This is a genomic window from Candidatus Nomurabacteria bacterium (assembly GCA_023898565.1).
In the GTDB taxonomy this organism is placed as follows: Bacteria; Patescibacteriota; Minisyncoccia; order Phycocordibacterales; family UBA918; genus OLB19.
Window position 1 is genome coordinate 230054 of the sequence record CP060228.1, and the last position, 20204, is coordinate 250257.

Consider the following 20204-nt stretch of genomic DNA (forward strand, 5'->3'; position numbering starts at 1 on the left):
AAGGAACACTCGTCGGAATACCGACATTTCTGCCTCACGAACGTGAGACAGATGTTGTGGAGTTCTCGATGAAGAGTTCGCCACTAGTCCGGCACGCCGTGAAGACACGATCAAACTAGCATACTTTACAAATTTGTCAATCAGCCAACCTCGACACTTATTGATTCAAACGAAGTTCCATCGCGCGATCCTTAGCGTCAAGATCAATGATGCGCTCAGACGACTCTTCGACATCAAAACCTTTCTCCAGACTCTGCCTTTCAGGAGCAAACGCTACTGCCAGTGCCACGAAGAGCGCTAAGGAAACGAGCCCCCAGATTGCCAGCGCAAGATACTTTCCATGGCCAGGAAGCTCTGCTGTAGCAACATATGGTTTTTTCAATGCGAGTGCCTGATAGAGTATAACCGTCACCCGAAGACTGATGACTGTCAAAACTGCGCCGGCGAGTTGCCCTAGCAGTCCCACGGTCCAGTCAACAGCCGGCAACTCGCTCACGTCTGTACTAGACACTAGAGACCCAATACCAACGATGAGCCCAATCGTAATGAAGAACAAAATGAACAATCCAAGAAACAAAAATCCAACACCAAGTAAACGACCAGCAACAGCCAATGCATCTCCTGATACAAGCTGCCGACTACGCAACAATGCAGGGAATCCTTTCAGACCTTCCCGCACAAACACATACTGTGCAAAATAGATGTAAAATGACACGACCAGACCGGGAATAACAAAAAGCATCAAACCGCCCCACACAACCAGCACTGCCAGAATACCGAGCCACAAAAGACTCCAGATATTTTTTATTGCCCATGAAAAACCAGTCGACACTTGCGGCGGCTCCCCTTCTTGTGTTTGGACCACTACGTACAAAACTGCAACGGTGCAAAGAATGTTGGCAATCACTACAAGAAACATCAAGACACTAAGCGGCAATGCAAGACCTGACATCATCTGCTGCGTAGTTTCGAGCATGTACAAAAGCACAACCGGTATAGCAAGAACGAGTGAAAGTACCGAGTGTTCTTTAGCGTATCGCCAACCCTCACTCACCAGTTTGGTGACAGATGGTAAATCGGCGACAGGAATAGTGCGTGGATTGCCAACCTTCTCGGTGCGTGCTGTGGCCAGTACTTTTGTTATAGTTGCATCATCGTGACCAGCAGCGGCAAGTTCGGTACGAATTTGCTCATCGCTGTATCCTCGCTCGACTCGTTCGGCAACTGCTGCAAGTAGTTCTGGGGACATATTCATTACTATGTGAGTTATTACTAATGTATACAACAGCTTACCATTTTGCAGCAGCACGCATCTAGCGTACAATGCACAATGCACCTATGGATACACACGAAACGATTGTTATGTCAGTGGGCGGTTCGCTCATTGTTCCCGACCAGATTGACACTGGTTTTCTTACCACATTAAAAACGTTTATTGATGCAGAAACGGCTTTAGGCCGTCGTTTTATTATCATCGCCGGCGGCGGAAAAACTGCCCGCCGCTACCAAGACGCCGCCGCAGAGGTAGCAAAGCTCACGAGCGATGATCTTGACTGGATGGGGATTCATGCGACCCGCTTGAACGGTCACTTGCTCCGCACGATATTTCGTGACACTGCCTACCGCGTCATGATTACCAATCCAGACGACATTCTCGATATTCCAACCACAGAAAAGGTGGTTATCGCCTCCGGCTACCGCCCGGGGTGTTCTACCGATCTGCGTGCCATCCAAATTGCTGAACGAGTTGGCGCTAAGAAAGTCATCAACCTTTCAAATATTGATTATGTGTACACGGCTGACCCCCGCACGGATGAAACTGCTAAAAAAATCGAGACTATTTCTTGGAGTGATTTCCGCGCCTTAATACCAGGCGAATGGGACCCCGGGCTTTCCTCTCCATTTGATCCTATCGCAGCCAAGGAAGCTGACGAAAAGCAGATTGAGGTAGCAATCATAAACGGCAATCGCCCAGATGCACTCCGTCACTATCTGCACAACGAGCAGTTTGTGGGGACTAAGATTTTCTAAGCTATACATAAAAAAGCGCGAGGGACGAAGTCCCTCGCGCTTTATTACTATTGCAAGCCCTGATACACCTCTTCTTGCGCCGAATGGAACCGCTCTGCCGCAGCCTTGCAGTATGGATTAAATCGATAGACATCCTCGAATAATTTCTTATCATCACGAATACTATCGACGGCATCCATCAAAAACTGAAATGAGAGCGTATCAATTGCCGTACGCGTAAAATCAGCTTCTATCATTGAACGGCCAATGTAATGAGTGAGGAAGAGTGTTTCTGCCAAGCGCTTATCGTGCTCATCAGCAGTCATCTCAATAATATCAAAACCGAGCCCTGCAAACTTTCTCTTCAGTAACTGGTACGTGTCATTTTTAAGTGCGTAGTCAGTAACCACAATACGAAACCCCTTCACTACACCGTCGTGTTTCTTGTAGCTGACCGGCCCAAACATTGGGTGTGTCGAAATAAAACGACGTCCATCACAATACTTATTACACAAATCACTCGTGTGCTTTTTCACCGTCGCCACATCAATGATGATTGATTCGGGAAGTGCATGTTCAAGCGTTGCTTTCATACGCTCTTCATATTCAGAAATGCCGTCACATAAAATAACCACATCTGATTGCGCCGCTGTCTTGAGATCAAAAAAGGTTGTGTTGTCAGGTGTTTCGCGCCGAGAATGAATACGAAACTGCACTTCAGGAAAAAAGCGTTGACCAAGCTCATGAATGAACTGACCAAAGTTTCCGTGTCCAATAATACCCACTGTATTAACCATGATGTGTTGCGATAAAATTATCAATCTCGGCGGTGAGCACACCCAAACTGCCGTTATTTTTAATGACCACGTCTGCAATCTGCATCACTCCCGCAATGTTTTGCTTAGTTGGGTCATCCGAGTGCATTTCGCGCTCTTCTTGAGCGAGCCATTCAGTGAAAGTCACTTTGTCAGTCTCGCTCCCTCGTTTTTGAATACGCTCAAAGCGCAATTTTGGGTCAGCATCAATACCAAGCACAATACCACCCTGCTCCTTCATGTACGTCGCCTCGGCGACAGCCCTGATACTTTCCACCACCGCGTCACCACCTTCCGCTTTTGCTTTTGCGACCAAACGTTCAAAAATGTACGTCGGACCACCCTTTGCTCGTAAGTCGTTGGCGACTTCGGTCATCGTGTCTCGATTAATCGGCAGACCTCGCTCTGCAATCACTTCAGTGATTAGAGCGCGCGCGGAATAATGCTTAAAGCTTTTCTTCTGCACCAGATAATTGGCGACGAAGCCTTTCCCAGCACCAAATGAACCTGTAATCCCAACGAGCATACTAATTTATTTTTTCTTCTCTACTGCTGCCTTACGTAGTGCGTATGTTACCACAAGCGGACTGGCAATACAGATTGATGAGTACGTTCCGGCGATAACACCAACGAGCAACATGAGTGTGAACGTCTGCGTCGTTGCTCCACCAAAGAAGTAGAGTGCGAGAAGCGCCAGAAGGGTTGTTAAGGAAGTGTTAATTGAGCGTGCCATTGTTTCACTCACTGCAGAACCGACAATCTCATCATACGGCTTGGTGAGCGTATAGGTCACTTCTTCACGCACAAGTCCTCCTGGCTCAGTGTGCTTTTTGCGGTGCTCGGTACGATTGAGCTTGAGGTTTTCGCGCACACGATCAAACACCACGATAGTGTCATTGACTGAGTATCCGAGCACCGCCAGTACCGCCATCACAAAGAGAACATCGACTTCCGTACCAATAAAGTAGCCTAGTAAACTCATCACTGCAGTTGGCACCAACACGTCGTGAACGAGCACGAGAATTGTAATCATGCCATACACCCAAGAACTAACGGGCGTACCAATACCAGCAAACGCAAAAGCCACATACAGCACAATGATAGACACTACCCCAAAGACAGCCCAGCCCGCCTTGTCTTTAAGCTCTTGACCAATCACTGGACCAATCGAGGTGTAACGGATGATATCTGCCTCAGAACCAACTGACGAAATGGTTTCGTCAAGCGACGTGCGTTCATCATCGGTTAAATCGCGCGTGCGAATGATGTAGCCAGCACGACCATCATCAGCAATGGTTTCTCGCACTGAGATACCACCAAGCTCAAGCGGCGCCAAACCTTCCTCGATTGCCGACTGGGCGGGTGCTTCAGTGTAAACCACTTCGGTCAACGATCCACCGGTAAAATCAATACCCGGTTTTAGCCCCAGCGTAAGCACGATGAGTGCACTGCCAGCCATTACTACGGTAGCAATCGCTAAAAAGATTTTTCGATACGTAATTGCAAACATACATTCTTTACTTACTGAAACCACTACCGAATAAAAAGGCCATGATACCACCTCGCTCGCGTCGCACTTCAGGAAGCGCAATGAGGAGTGTTCGTGTCACCACCAAAGCAGAGAACATCGATACGAGCACACCCATACCAAACACGAGAGCGAAGCCTTTTACCATTGATGTACCAAACCAAAAGAGAATGATCGCTGACAGCAAACTCGTGATGTTACCATCGCGAATGGCGCTCCACGCACGAGCAAAGCCAGACTGAGCGGCCAAGCGACTTGATTCACCGTGACGAAACTCTTCTTTCATGCGCTCAAAGACAAGCACATTGGCATCTACAGCCATACCAAGCGAAAGCACAAAACCAGCCAAGCCTGCTGCTGTGAGTGTCACGGGAACAAGCTGGAACAACGCCAGCATTAGCACTACATACGACAAGAGCGCTGCACCAGCCACTAGTCCAGGCAAGCGATACCACAGAAGCATAAAAGCAATCACAAAAGTAAGTCCGAGCATTCCAGCCTCCATTCCGTGACCAAGCACCTCAGAACCGAGCGAAGCGCCGATAGTCTGAGTGCTCTGCAATACAATTGGCACCGGCAGTGCACCAAAGCTTAAATTTTGCGCTAATGCACGCGCTTCATCAGGGGTAAAGTTGCCAGAAATCACTGCAGTGCCCCCACTAATTCGTTCGTTGATACGTGGCGCTGAAAGCAATTCACCATCCAGGAAAATACCCAGCTGCTCACCGACATGCTCAGATGTAATCTGCTCAAAGAGCGCTGCTCCTTCGTCAGTAAATTTCACCTGTACCATTGGCTCGTTTGCAAGCTGTCCACTGTTTGCGCCCGCAAAGGCGAGCGTAGCCGTTTCGAGATACCGACCAGTCAGTCCAGTATCGATGAATGGCTCATCGCCTTCTGTGTCAGCAGTGGTGTCAATCTCTTCACCATTTACCTTCACCGTACCGATTACTGCACCAGAGGAAGCGGTGCTGCTTGAGAGTGAGCCAAGACTTTCAAGAGCTGCTTGTTGCTGCGCCAGTTCTTCACTATAGAGCTTAAACTCAAGAAGAGGAGTTTTGCCTATTTCGGCCACCGCTTCACCGACATCCGTAACACCTGGCAGCTCAACAACAAGTCGCTGCTTTGGTTCATCGGTCACAAAGCTACTGCTCTCAATTTGCACAATCGGCTCAGATACACCAAATACGTTCACACGACGCTCAATTACATCGCGTAGAACATTCATAAGATCTGGCACATCCTGCTGGTCGATACCAGTTACATCGGCCTCATAGACCAAGTGTGAACCACCGGCCAAATCGAGACCAAGCTTAAACGGGTGCGCAGCATCCTCTGTGGTGGCGTTCTGATACACCGAAGAAGCGAGCCACACCATCACTCCCACGACCACCAATGCACGAAACCAACGCAAAAATGCGGCGGATCCAGCTGATGATTGTTCTGATTTACTAGACATATATGAAAACTACGGGTCTTGTTATACCACACAAAGACCCTGAAACGCACCCTACACAAAGAAACAAAGTGTTTTCTGCTATGTATCACCCTTTGCTAAGGCGACGACGTTTCTAAGCAAGTATGCAATAGTGATTGGCCCGATGCCACCCGGCACGGGTGTAAGAAGCGAAGCGACCTCCGCCACTGCAGCAGCAGCGTCACCAACCAGTACACCACCCTCTTCTGAAGTACCAGCATCAAACACAACCACGCCAGACTGTACCAGGTCTTTAGTGATAAAGTGCGGCTGGCCAATGCCACTGATGATAATATCGGCCGACTGTAACAAAGCTGGACTATACGTCTCTTTGGTGAGCACAGTCACCTTCGCACCGCATTCTCGTGCATACGCTGCGGCCGGCCGGCCGACCAGAATCCCTTCACCAAGCACCACTACTCTTTTCCCTGCCCACGCTACCTCATATCGCTTGCTTATCTCATCAATCGCACCTACTACCGGCGAAAAACAAGCGCCTGGCACTTCTCCGTAGCGAAAACCATCAGGATCTTTCTCGACCGGCACAGCCGCAAGAAGTGCCACCCGATCAACCTGAGCGGGAAACGGCAGCTGTACCACTACTCCATCGGACTGAGCGGCGGCCTCGTGCACACAAGCAACAGCTGCCGCGGTTGAAACATCAGCCGGCAACTCAATGACATTAAGAGTAATGCCTACTGCCGCGGCTTTTGCGCGTTTCATCTCAAGATACTTTTTGGTTTCAAAGTTAGGTGCAGCCGTGATAGCCGAAAGCCGCGGCGCTCTTTTAAACGCCATCACATCTTCCTGCACGGTCGCCAAAATATCCGCTGCAATTGCTTTACCGTCTACGAGCATAGATGGCGGCAGTATAGCAAAAACGGGCGCAAATCCGAAGGATTTGCGCCCGTTTTTGCCGCAAGCTATACCAGTCCCATCGTGTGCTTCAACGCTGCAATTCCGTCTGCAACTGCCACCTTTGGTTCCCAACCGAGCGCAGCTTTAGTCTCGGTAATATCAGCCATGGTGTGTTTTGGCTCCAGCCGTGCCGGTACATATTCCACCGGACCGCCAATCATTGCCGCGATTTCATTCACGCTCGTCTGAGATCCCGCACCGACGTTAAACACTTCGCCAGCGCCCACGCCAGCGACCGTCCCCGCCCGATACATTGCCGAGACAATATCTGACACATGTGTGAAATCTCGTGTCTGCTCACCATCACCAGTAATGGTGAGCGGCTTCCCTTCTTTTGCCAACTTCAAAAACTTACCGATAAGTAGTGCATACGCCCCGTCCGGATCCATGTGCTTCCCATACACATTAAAAAACCGAAGTGACACAGTCTGTAGTCCATACACCACACTCCAGGTGCGCATCATTTCTTCTCCGATGTATTTTTGGAGTGCATACGGACTCTTTGGTTGCGGAGTGAGATTAGTCGAGAGCGGCAGCGTCTCTTGGTCGCCGTAGGCTGAACTCGAGGCAGCGTACACCACCCGCTTCACCCCTGCGGCCCGCACCGCCTCTAGTACCGAGAGCGTGCCATTTACATTTGTATCATGTGTTTCAACAGGATGCTCAATCGAAAACTGTACCCGCGGCAATGCTGCCAAATGCACCACCACATCCACCCCTTCACAGAGAGCAGTGAAAGCTTCCGTATCACGAATATCAAGCTGATGAAACGTAACAGCGTCGGGCAATCGGGTCGGATCGGTGCCACCGCTTAAGTTATCAACCACAATCACATTCTGATCATGCGCCACTAAATACTCCGCGAGATTCGTTCCCACAAAACCGGCGCCGCCGGTGATTAAAAATGTCCGTGTCATACAAAAGTATAACTCTCGTCAGATCAATTTTGTTTCGTACAGCTCGCCGCCAACGAATTCATAATAGTCGGACGAGTCGTACTCCTTTATTCATTTAGGTTCCAGTGCGCATTAAGATGGTCGCGATGGTTTTGAACGCGATGTGAATATCGAGCAAGAGAGAACGACGTTCTAGGTAAAAGAGATCGTACGACAATTTCGCAATAGTACGCTCTACGTCTACCCCACCGCGCGGCACGTCATAGTTATTAATTTGTGCCCACCCTGACAAGCCTGGCTTTAAAAAATGACGGGTATTGTAATATTTGATTTCTTTAGCATACACCGAAGCCAAAGCTGGCATCTCTGGCCGTGGACCAATGAAAGAAAGATCACCACGCAATACATTGATAAGCTGCGGCAGCTCATCGATACGCAACTTACGAAGCCAAACTCCTACTCGAGTATCGACGAGTGTACTATTGAGCGCCGCCTGACCCCTATCGGCGCCGTTTTTGGTGCGAAACTTATATATGGTAATCAACCGATTGAACTGACCCACTCGGGTCGTGTGGTACAGGAGCTCACCACGGTCTTCCAGCTTAATAGCTAGTGCAACGAACGGGAAAATAAGCGCCGCCGGCAGCAAAAGCACTACTGCACCTACCACATCAATAGCTCGTTTAACGGCATCATAAAGAGTACTTTTCGATTGCGAAATATTGCTAATAAACCACTCATACTGGAGAGACCCCACCGGCACGCGATCAAACGTATCTTCGTACAGACGATTGAAATCCAAGAACGTAAACGCGAAATGGAGGAAGGATAAATTAAATAGGGTTGGTAGAAATGTCTTTATCTCATCCGCTCGTGGATCTGCCACGATAAGCTGCACCGCTTCACGTTCCATGAGATGCATAATCTTTGATTCAAAATCATCAGTCTTGCGTAAAGTTTCTGCGTCGATAATTCGCACGAAGTAGTAATTGTACCGATCGTTATTGTTGATTTCATCTGCTAGCTCAATCGCCTCCTTGCCATCGGCAATCAAAATTGCTTTGTGTCGTTGTTTGGGTGACAGTTTAGGCACGATTCGTAATCGCCACAGAGTCAGCAGTACAATAGAGATAACCAGGTAAATTGCTAAGTTTGTCTTAGGCGTAATCCCTAAAGGCAACACGAAGAAAAGCGCTCCTGCAACCACCACATTGATAATTTGCGCAGTCAGGATTCGACTCACCATCAGTTTCTTTAGTAGATTAGTATGTTTATCGTACAGACCAGAAATGAAAAAAATACCAAGCCAGACCGCTGAAATAGTGAGAAATGGGGGCACGTGTTGTGCAAGTCGATCGACGGATGGAATTTCAAGATATCTAAAAAACAGCGTCAGCCACAACGCTACGTTAAAAGCGATAATATCACCGATAATCAAAACTGACAGTTCTCGTGCACGTTCACCCATATATTTATGTCTGAATACAAAAATCCTACCTGAGTTTTCAGTATTAGCAACCGTTATAACAAAACCTTGGTGAATTTAGTTAAAGATATATACTACTGATATGGCTGCACATAAGCACAAAATCCTCTATCTCATCACTAAGAGCAACTGTGGGCTGGAAAAGCGTGGGGCGCTTTTCCAGTTAACCGCCCCATTGCCCCAAACCCTGTAACACGAGCCGTATGTCTAATCAGAATCGAAAAAAAATACTGTACCTCATTACCAAGAGCAACTGGGGCGGGGCGCAAAAATACATCTACGAACTAGCGATTGCGGCGCGAGCAGCGGGCCATGAGGTGGCGGTGGCCTACGGCGGCACCGGCAAAGCCGGTGCCGCCGTAGGCCACCTGCACGAAGCACTTCGTGAAGCCGGCATACCCACCTACCCCATCAACCACTTTGCTCGCAACATGTCTCCACTCAATGACATCCAAGCTTTTTTTGAAGTGCTTAAGCTACTACACAACTACCGACCAACAGTACTGCACACGAGCAGTTCAAAGGCTGGTGGCATTGGGGCCTTGGCGGGAAGGCTACTACGAATACCAAAAATTATTTTCACTTCACACGGCCTTACCACAGATGAAACCTGGCGCCCTAAGTGGCAGCAGTGGCTCATTTACCTTGGAACATGGCTTACGCTGCTCCTTTCACGACACACCATCATGATTTCAACCGACACAGTCGCCCGGACTCGAAATATGCCAAGCATGCAAGACCGAGCATCCCTTATTTTCAATGGTGTAGCACCGATTGATTTTCTTGATCGAAAAACGGCGCGAGCAAAGCTCGCGCCGTCATTACCACAAAACGCATTATGGATTGGTGGAGTTGGCGAGCTGCACCCCAACAAAAACTGGAGCGTCATCATCGAAGCAATGACCGCCCTTCCTGAAAAGACAAAGTTGATAATTATCGGAGAAGGCGAAGAGCGACCAAAACTTTCAGCGCTGATTAAAAAGCTTGGCCTAGAAAACCGAGTCTATCTGGCTGGATTCCATACCGCTGCACCGCTGCTTAAAGCCATTGATATCTTTGTTTTACCATCCATAAAAGAAGGCTTGCCGTATGTCCTTATTGAAGCTGGCCTCGCTTCACTGCCCACTGTCGCCAGCAATCTTCCTGGCAATCAGGACATCATCAAAACCGGCGAAACCGGTCTCTTGGTAGAGCCAACTGCCACCAACTTCGCCACCACACTGCAAATGCTTGTCCGCGATGAAGGCATGCGTCGTCGTCTTGGCCAAGCACACAAAGCATTTGTGGAACAAACGTTTTCTGTCAATCGCATGTGTCGTGAGACCTTCTCGCTCTACGACTCTAAAATGTGAGATGCTTTGTACCTAACTGGCGCATAACGACGCATCCCCATTACCATCCCGATGGCCAAAAACTCAGTAAGTAAATGCGAACCTCCATAACTCAAAAACGGCACGGTTGTTCCCGTCACTGGCAGCAAACCAATATTCATACCAATATGCACAAAAAAATGCGCCACAAATAGCATACATACCCCCGCAGCAAACAGACGCTCAAAATTGGTTGCACCATGTACCGCGCTACTGAGCAATCGCCACACCACCAAGCCAAACAACGTAAAAAGCAACAACACACCAATAAGCCCCCATTCCTCAGCGTACGCTGCAAAAATGAAGTCGGTTTCATATTCAGGCAAAAAGAGCAACTTTGATTGTGTACCATATCCAATCCCCTTACCAAAAAGCTGACCAGATCCGATGGCTACTGTCGACTGATATGCATTGTATCCAGCCCCTTGAATATCTGATAGCGGATCTAAGAACGTCATAATACGCTCTTTTTGATACGGCAAAAACACAAACTGCCACAAAATCCCAAACGCCACCGCGCCGAGTAAAAACACCGTCAGTAAGTGCCGGAGTTTAATTCCTGAAACAAGCACCATCCCCAACCACACAAAGAAAAGAATAATTGCCGAGCCAAAGTCAGGCTGAATAAACACCAGGCCAAAAATACCAAGTGCGTACATTCCCGAGACAATAATGTGTCTGAAGTCACCAATCAGCTCGTGTCGTTTGGCAAAATACTTCGCCAACACAATAATCAATACTAATTTAGCGGGATCGGATGGCTGGAATGAAAAGAAGCCTAAGTCAAAACGACTTTGCGCACCAAGCGTAATTTCACCAATCATAAGTACCAACAACAGCAAACCAATAGTGAAAAGGTACAAGAAAAAGGCGGTGTTCCCCATTCTCAAAAAACGATAATCAGGCACCATTGCCACTAACAGTGCAATCGTTGCTGCCGCAATCCAAATAAGCTGACGGTTGAAAAATTCATTATCGCCAACATGTGAGTACATGGTGACCAACCCCATGAGCGAAAGGCCAATCACACTGAGAAACAGCGTTACGTCAAACCCGCCAAAAAATGTTTTGAGTTGTCCCATTATCTCATTGTACCCCTCTGGTGCAGCTCCAGGAACTTGCGCAACCTACCGCACTTCTGCGAAATTAGTTTTCGGCTTAGCAATAATATCAATCTTGGTAGGCCCCGATTCACAAAGTGAAGACGTGATTTCAGCATAAATATCTGCCAAATCGGCACCAGTTGGAGCAAAGTAGGCATTAGCCGGCTCACTCGCAATCTGATTGATAAACTGGCGGTCGACTCCAGCACCAAGGCCAATTGCGTACACTTCGATATTATCTTTATTCAGTTCCGCAGCAGTTGTGACTGCTTCTGCCACTGCATCTTCATCTCCCGCAGCAGTTGGCAATCCATCCGTCAAAAGCACTAACACTCGACGAGCGTCGTTGTTATGCTCCACTGCATTTAATTCGGACGCCGCCAGCGTGAGCGCAGCACTGGTGTTTGTAAATCCAGACTCTTCACTTGAAGCAATCTGCAAATCCATTAACGCACCAACCACACTATCCCGACTTGCGCCAAGTGGTGAAATCAATGTCGCCTCTGTAGCAAACGTAACAAGCGCAACCTGGTCTGTATCTTTAAGCGCGCTCACAAACGTACTGGCAGCCTCTAGTGCTGCAGTCACTGGCTGTGGCGGATCCCCGCCATCATTGTTCATACTACCCGACAGGTCAATCGCTACGGCCACATCGGTTGGAATAATACAGCTTTTTACAGTCTTGGCGATTGAGTTTGGCCACGTAAATACAATGTCTTTAGTGCCACGAGCTGGAATTGACTCAACGTATGTCTTTGATGCGGTTACCGGAGTGCCTCCCTCATCGAAAATAGTCGCGATTACCTCAACGTCGCTCGCGCCCACTAGTTCGGTATTTTCAATGGTTACATCAAGACGAGGACTTTCGTCAGCGTCAGTCAGGTCGATATCAAGTGAGCGGAATTGATCACGCGCTACTGAAGCTGGTAACCACAATGACGCTGGCTTTAGCGTGAGTGTTGTTTCAGTCACCGCTGTTGCGCCAGTAGTAAAAATCTTCCCTTCAAAAATGGGATAGACACTATTGGGAGGCAGTGCAATAACACCCTCTCGTGAAGCAAGTATCGTACCGTTGTTTTTGAGCTCTAGCACATATTTCAATTCCGGCACACCGGCGGTTTGATTGGTGTTTTCGATATACGCGACCGAATTATACTGACCAGGCGCAATCTCAAAACTTTGTGCCCACACTATCCGCGGTGGTACTACTGTCGCCGCACAAATCTGCACACAGCCACCACCGCAATCCACGCCTGTCTCTGCCCCATTCATCACTCCATCAAGACACGTAGGAGCTTGATAAAAATTAACATAATATGCAAACGCACCCACGAGCAACCAAAACAACAAAAAGCCAGAACCATACTGTACTCTTCTTGCCACTGCCCAAGGTCTAATGCTCATGTGCCTTATTGTATCAGGTAAAACAAAGCGAAGAACGTTGCCCTATGCACAAAACTGCCACCGTCTGATAATTTTGCTATATCTCCTCGACCGTTCCAGTCGTTTCAATAACAGCCGTGTCAGTAAATATAGTAGAACCATCAACCGCGACACAGCGGAGTATAAATTCTGATTTGTTATTGATTGGTCCCACATTACTTAGCGTTCCGCTCGTGACTAAACCGCCGGAGTAAACTGTTTGAGGTCCGCCTAAAGACGGCCCTTCAATTTCACAACTGCCAATATACCCGGCACCATTAAGATCCCAGTGTAGATCAATAGCATTGCCCGCTCGTACCAAACGATCCGGATCAGTTGTTAGTGAAATGTCTGGATCAGGGTACCCAACATAAATTTGGCGCATAAAAATATTGTCATCTTCGTTTGATTCAAGAACATCATCATCAGCATCAACTAAAATCTCTACCATATGTGGGCCAGGCGGAATATCGCTGCCCAGGTTGATTGATTGTGTTCCGGTATCGCTACCGTTCATTATTGAGGGAATAGATACGTTTACAACCTCATCAAAACCTCCACCGCCATAATCAATGTTGAATCTTAACACTGACTCGAGCGCCTCAGTAGTTCCATCATTAAAAATATTGTAATTAATAGTGAAGTAGTCATAATGGCCTGTCGTCCGATCAAAGGTAACTGAAGTTGCCAAGCTGCCAACATCAGCAGAAAGGTTAGGAGCTGGTGGAGCTTCCGAAATGGTAAACGGATATGAGGCGCAATTGTTCGACTCATCGAGTTCTGATACGCTATCAAATCCAAAATCAAGATCGACTGCGTCAGCGCAGACGTACAAGACATGCGAGCCGACCACTGCCGTTGACCAAGTGGTACTAGTCGAATATGTCATGCCATTGGCCAAACGACCCGTATTACTATCACCATGGACTCGGCCAATGTTACTAGTAGCACAGTTTGGATTATCAACGCAAAATCGAACTAAACTGTTCAAACCATACGACCGAACACCATTTAAACCACCAGCAAATAAATACTGTTGATTGCCGTACTCATAACTTACATGTGCATAGCCAGAGGTTTTTCCACCAGCATGCCCCACCAATTGAGCACTGTACGGCACCGACACATCAACAGCGTTGACTCCGGCAAAACCAGTCACGTTGCCAACAAAAGCATAGCGATCATTGTGAGAAATGCCTCCTCCATACAGCAAATTTGAATTCGTAGAGAAGTCACTGAAGTCGATACGATCAAGTAAGATAAGGTTAGCAGGATCGCTTACATCAACCACCGCGAAATCATCGGATCCATTGAGCGATATGTACAGCGTGTCATCCCCAAATAAGTCAATTTTGTTTACACCAACCGGGCTAAGGTCCGGCAAATCCAGCTCATTAACCAAGGCCAGAGAATTCAAGTCGTATACTTTTAGCTTTGTTCCTCCTGACACTGGAACCGATAATTTATACAAAAAACCATTGCCGACCGTGAAATTTGGTACGGTATCTGCTTCAGTAATAGAAGCTGTTTTGACTGGGTTAACTGGATCAGTGATGTCGAAAACCTCTAGATTTTCCATCGGGAAACCAGCATTACCATTGGCTGTTCCTGTAAATAAGTAACTTTCGTCAATCTTTAGCACCTCAAATGAAGGCAAGGCTGTGGTAAACGTATTAACTAACACTGGATTAGTTGGATTTGAAATATCATAAATTTTGACATTATCGACATTTCCGCGCGCACCGATATAAGCGTAATTGCCCCGCACTTCAATCTGATTTGGATAATCACCGCCTGGCACTACCACACCGCCAACTTTTATAATATTTTCCGGATCTGAAACATCATAAATACGTAAACCTTCTGCAGAAATAGTGTAGACCGCCGCATACAAGTAATTTCCGACCTGGACCATGTCATACACACCACCATCCGCATACATATTTTCTGACTCACTTGCCACTCGATAGCCATAGGTATTTTCTGTTGTCATTGAGTCTGCAATATTGCGAATATCTGCACTAAAGGTAATTTGCTCTCCCTCTTGCAGCAAACCAACCACAGAAACGTTTTCTACCACTATATCCGGGGCTGTAAAAACAGGACCCAGACAAGCACTAGCTGAACCAGTAACCCCAGGAGCATTACCACCATCATTACCAAAATCAATCCAACCAACTACCGAAGATCCCCATGCCCAACCACTCCAGTCACAAGAATTATCAACCGCTACGCCATACGGCGCACCATCCAAGGCCGTTCCAGAAAGACTTATCCAACCGTCCCAGCCGCCACTGTTCACTCCGGCGGCTACCGCAGACAATGCTCGCGCCCATCCAGTAACTACGCCTGTAGCACGATTTAATTGAGCCACGCAGCTGCCGCTTGGACAACCGCTTAAATCACCTCGGTCAAAGCTAATCCAACCAACATGTTCGCTCCAAGCATAGCCTGAGATTGTTCCTAGTGTGTTTACCGTTACGCCATAGTCTGGGCTAGCAGGTACATCTAGACTATTCATCGAAATCCAGCCAATGTTTTCACTCCACGCGTAGCCAGACACATTATCGGTTGCAGCTGCCTCTACCACAATAGGTTGAACAGCAGCGACAAGAGTTGCCAGCAAGAAAGCCGCTGGAAAAAGAGTCGTAAATATTTTGGTAAGAGACATATGATTACATTATCCCTAGCATTGTACCACCAGCGCAACACAGCGCTCAGCAGACTATCCACCCAGGAAACACGCCTTGCATGTGTGTGAGTACCTATTACAAACAAAAACCCGCCACATTCGTGGCAGGGAGCTCATCACTTGAGCTCAACACCGTCCCAGGGGCGATGATCCACCCAGACGTTGCCCTTGCGGGTCAAAATGAGATTTTGGCAGCTGTTCGTCACATGAAGCGTGCCGTCGGCGGACAGTGTGCCTTTTGCCGGAGTGAAGTTCCGGCAGGCCGGATTGTTCTTGCTGCGGAAGTTGATTTGGCCTTCGAATCCATCAGCGGTTTGCTTGCTGATCTCGAGCGTCATCCATCCCCGCGCATTTCCATCTCGCCAGTTGCCGTTCAGCTCACTAGGGAGCGTCACCGCTTGGCTGCCAGAGCCCAGCTTCACCGCCTGCAGGCCGGAGCCAACAGCCGATGACCTGGTTTGAGTGGTCGTACACGCCGCCAGAAACAGCGAGAACGCGACACACATGAAAGCGGCAAAAAGACCGCGGAACTTGGTTGCCATGACTTTACCCTCCTTAGCAGGTGTAATTAGGCACTTGCACTATAACACACATTACGATACTAGCAATAGCTTCCCTTGCTGTACACAAGATATCAGCTGCCACTTCACACAAAAAAACCGCCCTAAGGCGGTTTTTAGGAGTATTAAAAGCTTTATGTTGGCGCCTACCTACTCTTCCGCTTGCGCAGTACCATTGGTGGTAGAAGACTTTACTTCCGTGTTCGGAATGAGAACGGGTGTACCCCTTCCCCCAAAGCACCAACATAAAACTTTCAAATTAATCGTCGCTACGCTCGTGTGAAATGGTCCCGACAAAAGAACAAGGAAGAGGGGGAAGCAGGATTTGAACCTGCGACCTCTGGTGGTGAACCAGTGCTCTGCCAAACTGAGCTATTCCGCCCGTTGTCGGGAAATGGTCGGAGTGACTGGATTTGAACCAGTGACCTCTAGCTTTTTACACTAGCGCTCTACCAGGCTGAGCTACCCTCCGTTTGACCATTTCACACGATCGTATTTGCATATTCAAGAAGTTTCTTCGCTACTCAAAATCTATACATGATGTACAGCGTTCCCTATGGGAAACTACGTTCTATTAGTACACCTCGGCTAAACACATCACTGTGCGTACACCTAGTGCCTATCAACCAGATCATCTCTCTGGGAACTTAATGATTTCTAATCTTGGAGTTGGCTTCCCGCTTAGATGCTTTCAGCGGTTATCCATTCCGAACATAGCTACTCGGCAGTGCCACTGGCGTGACAGCCGATAGACCAGAGGTTCGTTCATCCCGGTCCTCTCGTACTAGGGACAACTCTCCTCAAAAATCGACGCCTGCAGTAGATAGGAGACCAACCTGTCTCACGACGGTCTAAACCCAGCTCGCGTATCTTTTTAATTGGCGAACAGCCAAACCCTTGGGACCTGCTCCAGCCCCAGGATAAGATGAGCCGACATCGAGGTGCCGAACCGTGCCGTCGCTATGGACGCTTGGGCACGACTAGCCTGTTATCCCCAGGGTAACTTTTATCGGGTAATCTCCGGCGGCATCTAAAGCCAACCATCGGTTCACTATGCTCCACTTTCGTGTCTGTTCGGAATCTACTCCTCACAGTCAAGCTGGTTTATGCCATTACACTATCGTCACGGTTTCCATTCGCGACTAACCAACCTTGAGACCCCTCCGTTACATTTTGGGAGGGTAGCGCCCCACTAAAACTGCCTGCCACGCACTGTCTCGATGAGGTTTTTCCTCACCGGTTAGAGACTACCAAAATAAAGGGTGCTATTTCACTGGCGACTCCACGGTACCCGAAAGCCCGCTTCAAAGTCTCACACCTATACTACGCATTAATTCAATAGCCCCAATACGAAGCTACAGTAAAGCTCCTGGGGTCTTTTCGTCTAACTGCAGGTACGCGGCATCTTTACCGCGATTGTATTTTCACCAAGCAAGTCCTCGAGACAGTTTCCCACTCGTTACGCCATTCGTGCACGTCGGAACTTACCCGACAAGGAAATACGCTCTATTTTCCCTTCTTTTATGTGTGACCCTTGAATCACACGTACACAATAGGACTCTATCTTCACCACCATCTCACTTGCGTGAATGCTGCGGTGCCAAACATTTGGTCTCTTGTAGGTTTGGTTTGGATTATATGAATCATTTCTGACCCATAAGGTAACTGTGGCTAGGCTGCTTAACCCTACAATCGTTCCAATCCGTCGAGCGTATGATTTATTGGATCATGCGCTCGACCTTAGAACGATTATAGTTATCGCTGACATTTACCGGGGCTTATACAGTCCAGCAATACAAGACGAATCTCATATCACCCCCCGTATTTAACCTTCCGGCATAGGTCAGGCGTCACCCTCTATACTTCCACTTTCGTGTTTGCAGAGAGCTGTGTTTTTGTTAAACAGTCGGCAGGAAATCTTTCGCTGCGGCCCTCCCTCCGAAGAGATTGGGCAGACCTTATCCCTAAGTTACGGTCGCTTTTTTGCCGAGTTCCTTGAGGACCTCTCACTTGTTCGCCTTAGTCTTCTCGACTCTACCACCTGTGTCGGTTTGCGGTACGGAACCGCTACGCTTAACCCAAACGAAGTTTTTCTCGGAAGTGTGCTCCCCTCATTCCCACGGCCGTAGCCGTAAGTTCAGACCCTACTCGGATTATATGTCCCGGATTTGCCTAAGACACGTCCTCATAGTTCCAGCTCCAATCCAATAAGAAGCTTTGGGTACAACACTCCGTCCCTCCATAGGAACGTAGCAGTGTGCAGGAATATTAACCTGCTATCCATCGAGTCCCCCATTCGGGATTCCCTTAGGACCGACTAACCCTTCGCTGATCACCATCGCGAAGGAAACCTTGGTATTTCGGCGGGCAGGGTTCTCACCTGCCTTGCGGTTACTTGTGCCGGCATTCTCACTTCGCATCGCTCCACCGCGGCTCCCGCCTTGGATTCATCGCAATACGAACGCTCTCCTACCACTTGTACTAAAAGTACAAATCCGCAGTTTCGGTATCATGCTTGAGCCCCGATCATTTTCGGCGCAAGGACTCTCGACCAGTGAGCTGTTACGCTTTCTTTAAAGGATGGCTGCTTCTAAGCCAACCTCCTGGCTGTTGAGGAATCCTCACCTCCTCATTTTGCACTGAGCATGAATTTAGGGACCTTAACTGGCGATCTGGGCTGTTTCCCTTTTGACCAATGGAGCTTCTCCCCCATAGTCTAACTGCCAAACTTAACTAACTGGTATTCGGAGTTTGATAAAGAAGACGAGATTTCTCCCTGTTCTTCTTTTCCAGTGCTCTACCCCCAGCAGAAACATTTGACGCCAACCCTAAAGCTGTTTCGGAGAGAACCAGCTATTACGGAATTCGATAAGCTTTTCACTCCTTACCACAAGTCATCCGATGGTTTTGTACGGCCAACCGGTTCGGGCCTCCACGACCTATTACAGTCGCTTCACCCTGCTCATGGCAAGCTCATCCCGCTTCGGGTCGTACCCCTACCCCATAGTCGCGCTGTTCACGCTCGCTTTCACTGTGCCTCCGTGGGATTGCCACTTAGACAAGGGATAAAGGTACACTCGCCGGCTCATTCTTCAATAGGCACGCCGTCGCCCCGCAGGGCTCCGACTCCTTGTAGATGTATGGTTTCAAATCTATTTCACTCCCCTCTCCGGGGTTCTTTTCACCTTTCCCTCACGGTACTAGTTCACTATCGGTCTTCAAGAATATTTAGCCTTACCAGTTAGTACTGGCGGGTTCACCCGAGCTATTCATGTCTCGGGCTACTCAGGAACGAAATCAACAGAGAGCGTAACATTTCGAATACAGGACTATTACCTTCTGGGGTCGAGCTTCCCAGCTCGTTTTCCTATATTACGCTTTGATAACTCTGCGCAACTAAATGCAGATTTCGCCCTACAACCCCATACATATAAATACGTATGGTTTGGGCTGTTCCCCTTTCGCTCGCCGCTACTCCGGGAATCGCAAGAAACTTCTTCTTGAGCGTAATGGCGCTAGGCACCATGCTCAATTGCTTGAGCTGATGCAAAGCATCCGCTCAAAAAGAAATTTCCGTCTATTGCTTTCTATTCCTCTAGGTACTGAGATGTTTCACTTCCCTAGGTACGCCTCCTCATACAAGGATCACTGCCGATGACAGTGGGGTTTCCCCATTCAGACATTTCCGGGTCAAAGGTTATTTGGCACCTCACCGAAACTTATCGCAGCCATATCACGTCTTTCATCGCTTCTTGAAGCCAAGGTATCCACCATACACCCTTCGTTCCCATAGGGAACGCTATACACCGCTGTATAGATTTTGAGTGTCGCCCGCGCCTACCGGCGCGGGCATTACTGATGTGTGTCGGGGACGAAAAGACCTGAGCGGTTGCAACACCAAACTCATTTCTTAACCCGACACACTAC

General features: G+C 48.3%; 14 protein-coding genes, 2 tRNA genes and 2 rRNA genes. 2 read left to right on the plus strand and 16 right to left on the minus strand.

From position 1 onward, the window contains the following. Positions 1 to 157 precede the first annotated feature (157 nt). Positions 158 to 1249 (minus strand): hypothetical protein, encoded by a 1092-nt coding sequence (locus H6780_01070; GenBank protein ID USN89000.1) that lies wholly within the window; start codon positions 1247 to 1249, stop codon positions 158 to 160. Between the two features lie 89 nt (positions 1250 to 1338). Here H6780_01070 and H6780_01075 point away from each other — a divergent pair, with 89 nt between their 5' ends. Beyond that, entirely contained in the window at positions 1339 to 2031 is a 693-nt protein-coding gene (locus tag H6780_01075) for a UMP kinase (GenBank protein ID USN89001.1), read from the plus strand. Positions 2032 to 2078: 47 nt separating this feature from the next. Here H6780_01075 and H6780_01080 read toward each other — a convergent pair whose 3' ends face one another. The 7 genes from H6780_01080 to H6780_01110 form a co-directional block, all read right to left on the minus strand. Further along, entirely contained in the window at positions 2079 to 2807 is a 729-nt protein-coding gene (locus H6780_01080; protein USN89002.1) for a prephenate dehydrogenase/arogenate dehydrogenase family protein, read from the minus strand. Further along, positions 2800 to 3351 carry an AAA family ATPase gene (locus tag H6780_01085; protein ID USN89003.1) on the minus strand — a complete coding sequence of 184 codons (552 nt, stop codon included), beginning with the start codon at positions 3349 to 3351 and terminating at the stop codon, positions 2800 to 2802. Before H6780_01085 ends, H6780_01080 begins: the two co-directional genes overlap by 8 nt. Positions 3352 to 3357: 6 nt before the next feature. Then, positions 3358 to 4335 carry a protein translocase subunit SecF gene (locus H6780_01090; protein USN89004.1) on the minus strand — a complete coding sequence of 326 codons (978 nt, stop codon included), beginning with the start codon at positions 4333 to 4335 and terminating at the stop codon, positions 3358 to 3360. 7 nt (positions 4336 to 4342) lie between these two features. Then, positions 4343 to 5812 (minus strand): protein translocase subunit SecD, encoded by a 1470-nt coding sequence (secD, locus tag H6780_01095; protein USN89005.1) that lies wholly within the window; start codon positions 5810 to 5812, stop codon positions 4343 to 4345. Between the two features lie 78 nt (positions 5813 to 5890). After that, complete coding sequence (locus H6780_01100) at positions 5891 to 6688, minus strand: bifunctional 5,10-methylenetetrahydrofolate dehydrogenase/5,10-methenyltetrahydrofolate cyclohydrolase (protein ID USN89006.1); 798 nt, start codon at positions 6686 to 6688, stop codon at positions 5891 to 5893. A gap of 65 nt (positions 6689 to 6753) precedes the next feature. Beyond that, on the minus strand, positions 6754 to 7665 hold the full coding sequence (locus tag H6780_01105) for an NAD-dependent epimerase/dehydratase family protein (GenBank protein USN89007.1): 912 nt from the start codon (positions 7663 to 7665) through the stop codon (positions 6754 to 6756). A gap of 94 nt (positions 7666 to 7759) precedes the next feature. Beyond that, positions 7760 to 9112, minus strand: coding sequence for a sugar transferase (locus H6780_01110; GenBank protein ID USN89008.1), 1353 nt, complete (start codon positions 9110 to 9112; stop codon positions 7760 to 7762). A 221-nt stretch (positions 9113 to 9333) separates the two neighbouring features. Here H6780_01110 and H6780_01115 point away from each other — a divergent pair, with 221 nt between their 5' ends. Then, entirely contained in the window at positions 9334 to 10482 is a 1149-nt protein-coding gene (locus H6780_01115) for a glycosyltransferase (protein USN89009.1), read from the plus strand. Here H6780_01115 and rodA read toward each other — a convergent pair. From rodA to H6780_01155, 8 genes are all read right to left on the minus strand, one after another. After that, complete coding sequence (gene rodA, locus H6780_01120; protein ID USN89010.1) at positions 10464 to 11582, minus strand: rod shape-determining protein RodA; 1119 nt, start codon at positions 11580 to 11582, stop codon at positions 10464 to 10466. The two genes, H6780_01115 and rodA, sit on opposite strands and share 19 nt — an antisense overlap. A 45-nt stretch (positions 11583 to 11627) precedes the next feature. Continuing rightward, on the minus strand, positions 11628 to 13007 hold the full coding sequence (locus tag H6780_01125) for a VWA domain-containing protein (GenBank protein ID USN89011.1): 1380 nt from the start codon (positions 13005 to 13007) through the stop codon (positions 11628 to 11630). A gap of 76 nt (positions 13008 to 13083) precedes the next feature. Then, positions 13084 to 15696: a hypothetical protein gene (locus tag H6780_01130; protein USN89012.1), complete on the minus strand. Its 2613-nt coding sequence runs from the start codon at positions 15694 to 15696 to the stop codon at positions 13084 to 13086. Between the two features lie 137 nt (positions 15697 to 15833). Next, the gene (locus H6780_01135) at positions 15834 to 16259 is read right to left on the minus strand and encodes a hypothetical protein (protein ID USN89013.1); all 426 of its coding nucleotides are present in this window, start codon (positions 16257 to 16259) and stop codon (positions 15834 to 15836) included. A 155-nt stretch (positions 16260 to 16414) separates the two neighbouring features. Further along, a 5S ribosomal RNA gene (gene rrf, locus H6780_01140) occupies positions 16415 to 16522 on the minus strand. A 65-nt stretch (positions 16523 to 16587) separates the two neighbouring features. After that, positions 16588 to 16660: transfer RNA gene (locus H6780_01145), tRNA-OTHER, on the minus strand. A gap of 12 nt (positions 16661 to 16672) precedes the next feature. Next, positions 16673 to 16749: transfer RNA gene (locus H6780_01150), tRNA-Phe, on the minus strand. Positions 16750 to 16838: 89 nt separating this feature from the next. Beyond that, positions 16839 to 20063 (minus strand): 23S ribosomal RNA (locus H6780_01155). Positions 20064 to 20204: the final 141 nt, after the last annotated feature.

Coding starts and splice junctions, on each gene's coding strand:
- H6780_01085 (USN89003.1), bottom strand. CDS start 3,351: ATGCTCGTTGGGATTACAGGTTCATTTGGTGCTGGGAAAGGCTTCGTC.
- H6780_01125 (USN89011.1), bottom strand. CDS start 13,007: ATGAGCATTAGACCTTGGGCAGTGGCAAGAAGAGTACAGTATGGTTCT.
- H6780_01080 (USN89002.1), bottom strand. CDS start 2,807: ATGGTTAATACAGTGGGTATTATTGGACACGGAAACTTTGGTCAGTTC.
- secD (USN89005.1), bottom strand. CDS start 5,812: ATGTCTAGTAAATCAGAACAATCATCAGCTGGATCCGCCGCATTTTTG.
- H6780_01115 (USN89009.1), top strand. CDS start 9,334: ATGTCTAATCAGAATCGAAAAAAAATACTGTACCTCATTACCAAGAGC.
- H6780_01110 (USN89008.1), bottom strand. CDS start 9,112: ATGGGTGAACGTGCACGAGAACTGTCAGTTTTGATTATCGGTGATATT.
- H6780_01090 (USN89004.1), bottom strand. CDS start 4,335: ATGTTTGCAATTACGTATCGAAAAATCTTTTTAGCGATTGCTACCGTA.
- H6780_01075 (USN89001.1), top strand. CDS start 1,339: ATGGATACACACGAAACGATTGTTATGTCAGTGGGCGGTTCGCTCATT.
- H6780_01100 (USN89006.1), bottom strand. CDS start 6,688: ATGCTCGTAGACGGTAAAGCAATTGCAGCGGATATTTTGGCGACCGTG.
- H6780_01130 (USN89012.1), bottom strand. CDS start 15,696: ATGTCTCTTACCAAAATATTTACGACTCTTTTTCCAGCGGCTTTCTTG.
- H6780_01135 (USN89013.1), bottom strand. CDS start 16,259: ATGGCAACCAAGTTCCGCGGTCTTTTTGCCGCTTTCATGTGTGTCGCG.
- H6780_01070 (USN89000.1), bottom strand. CDS start 1,249: ATGTCCCCAGAACTACTTGCAGCAGTTGCCGAACGAGTCGAGCGAGGA.
- H6780_01105 (USN89007.1), bottom strand. CDS start 7,665: ATGACACGGACATTTTTAATCACCGGCGGCGCCGGTTTTGTGGGAACG.
- rodA (USN89010.1), bottom strand. CDS start 11,582: ATGGGACAACTCAAAACATTTTTTGGCGGGTTTGACGTAACGCTGTTT.